The 11,011-nt window shown below is 40.8% G+C and carries 8 protein-coding genes; 4 read left to right on the top strand and 4 right to left on the bottom strand.

Going from position 1 to position 11,011, the window contains the following annotated elements:
• Window positions 1-188 precede the first annotated feature (188 nt).
• Window positions 189-2,018, top strand: coding sequence for an ATP-binding protein (locus BKK50_RS10010; protein WP_077417664.1), 1,830 nt, complete (start codon window positions 189-191; stop codon window positions 2,016-2,018).
• A 40-nt stretch (window positions 2,019-2,058) separates the two neighbouring features.
• Here BKK50_RS10010 and BKK50_RS10005 read toward each other — a convergent pair whose 3' ends face one another.
• Genes BKK50_RS10005 through BKK50_RS09990 form a run of 4 tightly spaced genes read right to left on the bottom strand, consistent with a single transcriptional unit; the run spans window position 2,059 to window position 5,139 of the window.
• A complete protein-coding gene (locus BKK50_RS10005; RefSeq protein WP_077417663.1) occupies window positions 2,059-2,442 on the bottom strand; it encodes a hypothetical protein in 384 nt (127 codons plus the stop codon).
• 60 nt (window positions 2,443-2,502) lie between these two features.
• Window positions 2,503-3,336: a PTS mannose transporter subunit IID gene (manZ, locus tag BKK50_RS10000; RefSeq protein WP_077417662.1), complete on the bottom strand. Its 834-nt coding sequence runs from the start codon at window positions 3,334-3,336 to the stop codon at window positions 2,503-2,505.
• A gap of 10 nt (window positions 3,337-3,346) precedes the next feature.
• Window positions 3,347-4,141, bottom strand: a complete 795-nt coding sequence (locus BKK50_RS09995; protein ID WP_077417661.1) for a PTS mannose/fructose/sorbose transporter subunit IIC — start codon at window positions 4,139-4,141, stop codon at window positions 3,347-3,349.
• Window positions 4,142-4,152: 11 nt separating this feature from the next.
• The gene (locus BKK50_RS09990; protein ID WP_077417660.1) at window positions 4,153-5,139 is read right to left on the bottom strand and encodes a mannose/fructose/sorbose PTS transporter subunit IIA; all 987 of its coding nucleotides are present in this window, start codon (window positions 5,137-5,139) and stop codon (window positions 4,153-4,155) included.
• Between the two features lie 241 nt (window positions 5,140-5,380).
• On the opposite strand from BKK50_RS09990, the gene BKK50_RS09985 reads away from it, so the two are divergent.
• From BKK50_RS09985 to mfd, 3 genes are all read left to right on the top strand, one after another.
• A complete protein-coding gene (locus tag BKK50_RS09985; protein WP_077417659.1) occupies window positions 5,381-7,234 on the top strand; it encodes a tRNA(Met) cytidine acetyltransferase TmcA in 1,854 nt (617 codons plus the stop codon).
• On the top strand, window positions 7,231-7,407 hold the full coding sequence (locus BKK50_RS12490) for a DUF5363 family protein (protein WP_158074666.1): 177 nt from the start codon (window positions 7,231-7,233) through the stop codon (window positions 7,405-7,407). Before BKK50_RS09985 ends, BKK50_RS12490 begins: the two co-directional genes overlap by 4 nt.
• Before the next feature lie 91 nt (window positions 7,408-7,498).
• A complete protein-coding gene (gene mfd, locus BKK50_RS09980) occupies window positions 7,499-10,939 on the top strand; it encodes a transcription-repair coupling factor (protein ID WP_077417665.1) in 3,441 nt (1,146 codons plus the stop codon).
• The last annotated feature ends 72 nt before the right edge of the window (window positions 10,940-11,011 follow it).

The raw sequence follows: 11,011 nt of genomic DNA, 5'->3' as shown, positions 1-11,011 counted from the left end.
CCCTCAAATAAACTTATTAACCAACCAGTCAATCCCATTCCTATCGTTTTTCTATAATACAACAAATTCCGAAAACTGACCTTATTTGAGATTAATCAAAATACGTTATATGTTGAATATTCTTTGATTTCTTATCCTGTCGCCTAGTGCTAGAATGTTACTACTCTCCCTTTTTTGATAAAAATTTTATGAGATATTTAAAATCCCTTGCTCAACGTTATATTGATTGGCTCATCCGCCTTGGACGGTTTAAATTTTCCTTACTTGGTATTTTTTTGTTGGCTATATTTGCTCTTTCTTTACAAATATTATTAAGCCTTTTTATTATTGGGGATATTTACTGGATTGATATTGCCCGTTCAATTATTTTTGGATTAATGTCTGCACCTTTTGTCATTTACTTTTTTGCTGTTTTGGTCGAACGGCTTGAATCTTCCCGTATTCAGCTTTCTCGTAGCGTTACTGAGCTTAAAAAAGAAGTTTCAGAGCGTAAACAAACTGAAAATAAACTTTCCATTGCTCTTGATAATTTGGAGGAAATCCATCGTGATAAAAGTAATCTAATGGCGACAATAAGCCATGAATTGCGAACGCCTTTAAACGGTATTATTGGATTAAGCCGGATTCTATTAGATGGCGATTTAACGCCGGAGCAGCAAAGCTACCTCAAAACGATTAATGTAAGTGCGGTCAATTTGGGGCATATTTTTAGTGATATTATTGATTTAAATAAACTTGATACAAAACGATTAGAACTAAATCTTCAGCCCACAAACCTCAATGCTCTTTTGAATGATATTCAAAATTTTGCTGTTTTAATGGTAGAGCCTAAAAATCTCAAATTTTCTTTAGAAATAACCTCAAATTTACCCGATTTACTCTATTTGGATAGTGCAAGATTAAGTCAGATTCTTTGGAATTTGATTGCGAATGCAGTGAAATTTACTGAAAAAGGGGAGATTAAATTACTCGTTTCTTCTTCAGAAAATAATATTTATCATTTTAGCGTTTCTGATACTGGTTGTGGTATCGCCCAATGTGAATGGGATAATATTTTTAAAATGTATTATCAGGTGAAGGAAAATAAAAATCGTTCTTCAGGTAGCGGAATTGGACTTGCTATATCAAAAAATATTGCTTTATTAATGCAAGGAGATCTATGGGTAGAAAGCCAAATTGGTAAAGGCTCGACATTTCACCTGAGTATACAGGCTAAGGAAGCGCATTCCGTAGATAGTCATACCTTTTCTCAACCGGCGAACTTGTCGGTTTTATTGGTTGAGGATATTGAGTTGAATATTGTCGTTGCAAAAAATGTGCTGGAAAAATTAGGTCATCGTGTCGATGTCGCAATGAATGGGAAAGAAGCGATTCAACTATTTGAGCGTAATGTCTATGATATTGTTTTGCTTGATATTAAATTACCGGATATGTCCGGTTTTGATATTGCGACACACTTACGCCGGAAATATGAAGAAGGTATTTATGATTTTCTCCCACCGCTCGTCGCCTTTACAGCAAATGTGATGCAAAATGTAAAGGAATATCAAGCGAAGGGAATGGATGGAGTATTACGTAAGCCGCTTGCACTGAACGAGTTGAAGCAATGTTTTCATCTTTTTTTGGGCGATGACAGTATAACGAACACGTTTAATGAGGTGGAAAAACCATCTCATCAGTCATTAAATATAGAATTAATTGAGCTATTAGGTAAAGCACAAACAGAGCAGAATTTAATGTTATTTAAAAAAATGATGCCGCTTTATCTACAAGAATTAAACAATGCATTCGCTGCGTATTTAGACGATCCTTCTGTGCAGAAAGATGTTGTCGATATTGCTCATAAAATTAAAGGTGCGGCAGGCTCAATTGGTTTAGTCGCATTACAGCAACTTGCGGAAAAAATACAATGTAATCAGGTTCTAAATTGGAAAGATAATATTGAAAATTGGCTTAATGAGCTCAATACTCATTGGCAAACGAATGTAAAAGAATTGGAAGATTATTTAAAGTTATAACGACATGATCGCACTTTGGATTAAAAGTGCGGTCATTTTTTTATGAATTTTCCTTCTCCAATCTTTCTTCGGAATAATCCCGCAATTGCTGAATTTCACGTTTTGCTTTATCAGACAGGACTTTATTATCCTTTAGCATTTGCTCGGAACGGGCCATGATAAAACGTAGATAATCAACATTATGCGTTTGTTCAAAAAATTGTTTTGCTTGATACATATCATTGAAATCTTTATTGGCTTGAGTGAGCAACATTTTTTGACCGAATAACACGATGAGTGCTAAGGCTAGGGCGATGAGCGTGCCATAACCCTTTGTGGGATAATAAAGTAATCCGCCGATAATAAAGAGACCGGAAACAAGGCGAGAGCTGTTCTTTATATAGGTTTCACTTGGCGGTGCTTGTATTAAGTCTTTAAATTTCATTATGTTTTCCTAAAAAATAAGGGCGTTATCATACGCCCTTATGGTTTGATTTTTCAAGTATTAGGCAAGAATACCAGCCCAGTAACCTAAGATCCCCACCCCAAATAGGGCAAAGATAATGAGCATCGCATTCACTTTTTTACGCAATAAGTACATACATAAGAAAGTGAGCAATAAGGCGAGCAAGCCCGGAAGCAGATCGTTTAATACGCCTTGAAGGGTAACGACGACTTCTTCACCAAGTTGATTGTTATAACGGGTGAGTTCTAATGGCACATTGATACTTGTCCATTTTGAAACGAGTGAGCCCATCACAAAGAGGCCCAAAATGGAAGCCCCCTGAGTAATTTTTTGTAAACGACCGCCGCCCATATCAGAAACGATTTCTGTACCTTTTTCATAACCGTATTTAAACCCATACCAACGGGTTAAGGCACGAATCACGTTAATTAAAATAAAGAACAAAAGTGGGCCTAAAATGCTACCTGTTAAGGCAATACCGGCACCCAGTGCCGCTAAAACAGGGCGTAATGTGCCCCAGAAAATCGGGTCACCCACACCGGCAAGTGGCCCCATTAAGCCCACTTTTACCCCACTGATTGCTGCATCATCTACATCTTTTGCACCGTTGGCACGTTCCTGTTCCATTGCAGCGGTGACCCCCATAATGGCGGAACCCACCCAAGGTTGGGTGTTGAAGAATTCAAGGTGACGTTTTAATGCCGCCGCTTGATCCTCTTTTTTGCTGTATAAACGTTTGATAGTTGGGATCATCGAAACACAAAATCCCATTGATTGCATACGTTCAAAGTTGAATGAACCTAAAAGGAACGTTGAACGGAAGTAGGTTTTTAAAATATCACCTTTAGTAAGTGTCACTTTTTGATCTGACATAATGCGCTCCTTATAGACCTTCTAATTCGTTATCGGCTAATTTTCTTTTGCTGGCAACAGGCATTGCGGCTTGGTTAAAGCGAGGATTTAACTGGATATAAAGCATCGCCAAGCAGGTACCTAAAATACCTAATCCCACTAAGTTATAGTTAGTAAAGGAGGCAATCACAAAACCAAGGAAGAAGAACGGCATTAACGCCCCTGCACGCATCATGTTGATAACCATCGCATAACCGACCACCACAATGAAGCCACCAGCAATTTGTAGACCACGGGTGATCACTTCAGGGATCGCATCTAATGCACTGGTTACTGTATCGGTGCCCGCCACTAAACCCACAGCTAAAGCAGGCAGTGCCACCCGTAAGGCTTGTAGAGAAAGACCGGCAAAGTGACAAAATTCAATGCCACGGAAGTTGGCTTGTTCTGCAAATTTATCGGCTTTGTGTTGTAGGAAAATGGTTAAAGTACGAACAAAAATAGTTAATACTTGACCTGCTGCCGCCACCGGTACTGCAATAGCAATGGCTGTACCCACGGATTGTCCGCCTTTGATGACTAAAATCGCTGAAATAACGCTTGCCAATGCGGCATCCGGTGCCATAGCCGCACCTACGTTCATCCAGCCTAGGGCGATCATCTCTAATGTACCGCCAAGAATGATACCGGTTTCAAGATCACCTAAAACCAAACCAATCATGGTACAAGCAAAAAGTGGGCGGTGGGTTTGACGTTCATCTAACACGCTTCCCATACCGCAGATTGCCGCAACCAGTACGACTAAAATGAGTTCCATTGTTGACATAAAAGGCTCTCCTAAAATTTAATTGAATCTAATTTTTCACGGGTTAGCTCAACCGGTTTATTGGCGGCCACTTTCTGAAGTGAGAGTTTGACACCCATATCAAGTAATTTTTTGAATGCTTCCACATTCGATGGATTAACGGTGACGGCATCAGAAAGTTGTTTATTGCCTTCTTTGTGCGTCATTCCCCCAACATTGATGGTATCAATACGTAGCCCTCCTTCAATTAAACGCACCGCATCTTCCGGTTTGGTGACTAACATTAAGATATTACGGCTGGCGTATTTCGGGTTGTTATACACCTTAATTGCTTTATCCACCGAAATCACATAGGCTTTCAAATGAGGAGGGGCAATTTGGAGTAACAATTCTTTGCGAAGTTCATCATTCGCCACTTCATCACTGATAGCAAAAATCGCCTCGCATTTCACCGCTTTTGCCCAAGATGTCGCCACTTGACCATGGATTAAACGGTCATCAATTCGCAATAGGTTCACACTCATACGACCGTTCGGATCATATTGTGTATTATCTTCTTCCGGTTCCACATCTTCTGATGAGGCGACCGCTGTATCTTCTGCTGAGCTAAAGGAGGCGGTTTCATCGGGTTTGCGGTAGCTTTTTACTGCCATCACCCCCACTTCTTTTGCTGTTGTGGCGAGATCTTCTGCTGATTTGGCATCGTCTTTTGCATCCAACACTTCCAACAACATCGGTAAGCTCACCCCAGTGACAATATCATCTTGTGGGCGTTTTGCCGCCACTCGAGCTGCCGCGTTATAGGGGCTACCACCGAATAAATCCACCAAAAATAACACTGAATCGGCGGGATCACATTCAGCGATAATCGCTTCATATTTTTCCACCAAGGTGTCTTGTCCTTCTCCCGGAACGAATGTGACGCCGTGGAGACCTTCCACTTCGCCAAACACCATTTCAGAAGAGTTTACCAACTCTGCGGCAAGTTTGCCGTGAGCGGCAACGATTACTTGAATCATTAGCTACTCCTAATGTGATAAAAAAACGGGGCAAGCATAGTGTAAACGATTGCGCAACTCAATATTGTTGCGAAAGGATTTATCGCAAAAGTGTGATTTGGATCAAAGTTTATTCACAATGATGTCAAAATAGACAGCAAATAATGGAGTATCCTTGAAAGGAAAGTGCGGTCAAAATTTTACAGGTTTTATAGAACATCAAAATTTCGCTAAAATGCGCCAAAATAATAAAGGATTCCCTATGCCAACTCGCCAATGCCAAGTGCTTATTTCTGATGTACTCCCTGAATTTTTGCCTCCACAAGTATTAATCCTTGGAGAGCTGGGGATGCCTTTTTCTAAAGCGGTGAATCTACTGGGGCAAGAATTTGAACATATTTTATTTGATGCCAGACAGGGTATTCATTTAGAGGCCCTTGCCATTGCAAGTGGAACACTAAAAAGAGGGGGAACCTTCTGTTTGTTACTTTCCACTTGGGAAGATTTAGAAAAACATTCGGATATGGATAGCCTTCGTTGGAACGGAAATCAGTCGGTGATTTGCACGCCCCATTTTATTCATCACTTCAAACAATGTATCGCACGCTCTCATTTCCCGATTTTACAAAAAGCAAGTGCGGTCAGTTTTCCTCCCGTTTTTAGTTATGAAGAAAAGCAAAAGCAGGCGACGGATGAGCAGCAACAAATTATTGAGGCAATTTTACAAAGGCAGTGTGATCTTTATTTTTTGACGGCAAAACGAGGGCGGGGAAAATCTGCTTTGTTAGGTATGCTGGCTAATCGAATTGATGAACCGATTTACCTCACCGCCCCCAATAAAAGTGCGGTCAATACATTGTATAGTTTTGCCAAAGGAAAGATTGAATTTATTGCGCCTGACGAATTAATCCAACGATTACAACAAGATGCCGCATTTTCTGAAAGTGCTTGGCTTTTCGTGGATGAAGCAGCAATGCTCCCCTTATCCTTATTACAGCAATTTTCTCAACATTTTCGCCACATTGTTTTTAGCACCACAATTCACAGCTATGAAGGCACGGGGCGTGGTTTTGAATTAAAATTTAAGCAAAAAATTCACCGCACTTTTCAACACTTTGAGCTTTACCAACCTTTGCGTTGGGAAGAAAATGACCCCCTCGAACATTTTATTGAAGATCTTTTGTTGTTGGATGCCGAAGATAAATTTGAGCAAATTGTGTATAACCCACGGAGTAATCTTCAAATTTATGAAGTTCCACAGTCTCAACTTATCCGCTCGCCGGAATCCTTTTATGGCTTGATGACATTAGCCCATTATCGAACTTCCCCTATTGATTTACGCCGTTTGTTTGATGGAGAAGGACAACGTTTTTACCTCGCCTCAGATCAACATCAACTGATTGGTGCAATTTGGGCATTGGAAGAAGGCGGAATGAATGATGAGGCGCTGATTGAGCAAATTCAAAAAGGAATTCGCCGCCCCAAAGGAAACCTTGTGCCTCAAGCACTTTGTTTTCATTCCAATTTTTCTCAGGCTTGCCGATTGCGTTCTCAGCGTATTTCCCGCATTGCGGTACAACCTCATTGGCAACAGCTGGGGATAGGGATGGCGTTAGTGAACACAATGCAAAAATCAACGGTGGATTTTCTTTCTGTCAGTTTTGGTTATACGCAAGAATTAGCAAATTTCTGGCAAAAGTGCGGTTTTGTTTTGGTGCATTTAGGGGAACATTTGGAAGCCAGTAGCGGTTGCTATTCCGCTATTGCCTTGAAAGGCATATCGGAAGAAGGTGTAGCGTTTGTAAAAATTGCACAGCGACAATTTCAACGTAATCTAGGGTTATTGGCTCATCCTTTGGCTGAAACAATGAGGCAAGGTGAAATTGATTGGTCGCTTAGTGAGGAAGATTGGCAAAGTTTAAGCCATTTCGCCTATTATCACCGCACGTTATTTTCTTCAATACCCGCTATTTGCCGTTTGTTGAAAGCGCAGGGCGAAAGTCATTTTCCACAACTTTTGGGCTATTTAACGAAAAAACAACTTCCCTTTAACAAGAAAAAAAGCGTAGAATGTTTTCGTTTAGAAATTAAACAATATTTAGAGGAACGTTTATGACGACAACAGAAAAAACAGAGAAACCAAAAGGATGGTTTAAACAGGCTTTAGAAAAATATGATAATTTTCTTAAAACCTACGATCTTGATTCCCCAAGTTGTTGTGGTGTGCCAAAAATGCGGGAAGATGAAAACGGAAATTTGCGCAAAGAAGATTCACTCTTTAAAAAATAACCTGTTTTTTTATACAGATTTTCAGCTTGAATCCCCTTTTTTAATTCAGTAAACTATGCGTCAATTTTTATCAGAGATTGACGCATTATTTATGAAAACCGCTTTTTTCCAACTCGATATTCCTTCCACCCCAAACGACCATAAAATTTTAGGTAATGTCTTTCCTGATGCGGATGCTTTAGCCATTAGCGAAATTGCCAAACAGCACCCAAATTTAACCGTAGTCGTGACACCCGATACCCGAAGTGCAGTGCGTTTATCCGGTATTTTATCGCAATTAAACGGGCAAGAAGTGAGACTCTTTCCTGACTGGGAAACTTTGCCTTATGATACTTTTTCTCCCCATCAAGATATTATTTCCTCCCGTCTGAGTGCGCTTTTTCATTTGCAGAATGCGAAAAAAGGCATTTTTTTATTGCCGATTTCCACCCTAATGCAACGCCTTTGCCCGCCGCAATATTTACAACATTATGTTTTATTGATCAAAAAAGGGGATCGCTTAAGTATTGACAAGATGCGCTTACAATTGGAAGCCGCCGGTTATCGCGCCGTAGAGCAAGTGTTGGAACATGGTGAATATGCGCTACGGGGTTCATTGCTTGATCTTTTCCCAATGGGTAGTAGCTTGCCTTTTCGTTTAGATTTTTTTGATGATGAAATTGATTCTATCCGCACTTTTGATGTGGATACACAACGTACACTCGATGAAATTCAATCTATTAATCTTTTGCCGGCTCAGGAATTTCCAACAGATGAAAAGGGGATTGAGTTTTTCCGCACGCAATTTAGAGAAACCTTCGGTGAAATCCGCCGTGATCCGGAACATATTTATCAACAGATCAGCAAAGGCACATTAATTTCCGGTATTGAATATTGGCAGCCATTGTTTTTTGCTGAAATGGCAACTTTATTTGATTATCTTCCACCTCAAACCCTGTTTGTAGATATGGAGGCAAATCAAGCGCAAAGCATACGTTTTTATCAAGATGCGACACAGCGTTATGAACAACGCAAAGCGGATCCGATGCGTCCTTTATTACCGCCGGAACGCTTATGGTTGACGATAGATGAAGTGAATCGTCAATTGAAAGCCTATCCGCGAATGACACTGAAAAATGAAAAAGTGCGGTCATCTGTACGTCAGAAAAATTTACCGGTAAGCCTATTACCGGCGATTGCCATTCAATCACAACAAAAAGAGCCACTTGGGCAACTTCGTCAATTTATTGAACATTTTAACGGCAATATTGTGTTTTCCGTAGAAACGGAAGGGCGTCGGGAAACTTTGCTTGATTTGCTTCAACCCTTAAAAATTAAACCGAAACAAATTCCCTCTCTCGCCGAGGCTAAACAAGAAAAATTGAGTTTGTTGGTGAGTACCTTTGAGCAGGGTTTTATTCTTGAACAATCTTCCCCATTAGCCATTATTGGTGAAGCGAATTTATTGGGTGAACGGGTGCAACAGCGTCAGCGTGATAAGCGTAAAACCATTAATCCGGATACCCTTGTGCGGAATTTGGCGGAACTTAAAATTGGCCAACCTGTGGTTCATTTGGATCATGGTGTGGGGCGTTATGGCGGCTTAGTCACCCTTGATGCAGGGGGAATCAAAGCAGAATATTTGCTCCTAAATTATGCTAACGAGGCCAAACTTTATGTGCCGGTGACTTCCTTACATTTGATTAGTCGCTATGTAGGCGGTTCTGATGAAAGTGCGCCATTGCATAAATTGGGTAATGAAGCTTGGGTGAAATCACGCCAAAAAGCAGCAGAAAAAATCCGTGATGTGGCAGCGGATCTGTTAGATGTTTATGCACAACGTGAAGCGAAAAAAGGCTTTGCCTTTAAATATGATCGTGAAGAATTTCAACAATTTGCCGCCACCTTCCCTTTTGAAGAAACTCACGATCAAGAAATGGCGATTAACGCTGTCATTTCCGATATGTGCCAACCTAAAGCGATGGATCGTTTAGTTTGTGGTGATGTGGGCTTTGGTAAAACCGAAGTGGCGATGCGTGCGGCATTTTTGGCGGTAATGAACCATAAACAAGTGGCGGTTTTAGTGCCGACCACCTTGCTTGCCCAACAACATTATGAAAATTTTAAAGATCGTTTTGCGAATTTACCGGTGAACGTAGAAGTGCTATCACGCTTTAAAACGGCGAAAGAACAAAAACAAGTTTTGCAAAATCTTGCAGAAGGCAAAGTGGATATTTTGATTGGCACGCATAAACTCATTCAATCTGATGTGAAATTTCACGACCTCGGTTTATTGATTATTGATGAAGAGCATCGTTTTGGTGTTAGTCAAAAAGAAAAGATTAAACAGTTACGCGCCAATATTGATATTCTCACCCTCACTGCCACCCCAATTCCCCGAACCCTGAATATGGCAATGCACGGTATTCGTGATCTTTCCATTATTTCTACTCCCCCGGCTCGACGTTTGAGCATTAAAACCTTCGTACGCCAAAAAGAGGATTTAGTGGTGCGTGAAGCCATTTTGCGGGAAATTTTGCGGGGTGGACAGGTTTATTATTTACACAACGATGTGGCGAGCATTGAAAATGCCGCAGAAAAATTGACCGCACTTGTACCGGAAGCAAGAGTAGTGGTTGGGCATGGACAAATGCGTGAACGTGAGTTAGAGCGGGTGATGAGCGATTTTTATCACCAACGTTACAATGTGTTGGTTTGTTCAACCATTATTGAAACGGGGATTGATGTGCCAACGGCCAACACCATTATCATCGAACGGGCAGACCATTTTGGTTTGGCGCAATTGCATCAACTGCGTGGTCGGGTGGGGCGCTCTCATCATCAAGCTTACGCTTATTTGCTGACCCCGCCACCGAAAATGATGACTAAAGATGCAGAGCGTCGCCTTGAGGCTTTGGAAAGTTTAGATAATCTTGGGGCGGGGTTCATTCTTGCCACTCATGATTTAGAAATTCGTGGTGCAGGGGAATTGCTGGGTAATGAACAAAGCGGACAAATTGAAACCATTGGTTTTTCCCTTTATATGGAATTACTTGATGCGGCAGTGAAAGCCTTAAAAGAGGGGCGAGAACCTTCTCTAGAGGAATTAACTCAACAACATGCAGAAATTGAGTTGCGTATTCCAGCATTGCTACCGGACGACTATTTAGGCGATGTGAATATGCGTTTATCTTTTTATAAACGTATTGCCGCCGCACAAACTAAGCAAGAATTGGATGAATTAAAAGTCGAACTGATCGACCGCTTTGGATTGCTACCCGAAGCAACGAAAAATTTACTGCAAATTGCCGAATTGCGTCTATTGGTTGAGCCTCTACAAGTGTTACGAATTGATGCAGGAACTCAAGGCGGTTTCATTGAATTTTCACCCAATGCGAGAATTGACCCGGAAAAATTCCTCCAACTCATCCAAAAAGAACCCATTGTGTACCGCTTTGACGGCCCATTAAAATTCAAATTTATAAAAGATCTTTCCGAAAATAAAGTGCGGTTGGAATTTGTGACGGATTTGGTGAAGGGATTGATTGGGTAGTGTGCTGAAACTTAAGTATGCAGGTGGGTTTTTTAGCCCATAGACATACTATCAATGTTTAAGCGTGGAGTG

Source organism: Rodentibacter rarus, assembly GCF_001998965.1.
GTDB lineage: Bacteria > Pseudomonadota > Gammaproteobacteria > Enterobacterales > Pasteurellaceae > Rodentibacter > Rodentibacter rarus.
The sequence above is the reverse complement of the archived record's forward strand: the minus strand, read 5'-3'. Positions and strand labels throughout refer to the sequence as shown.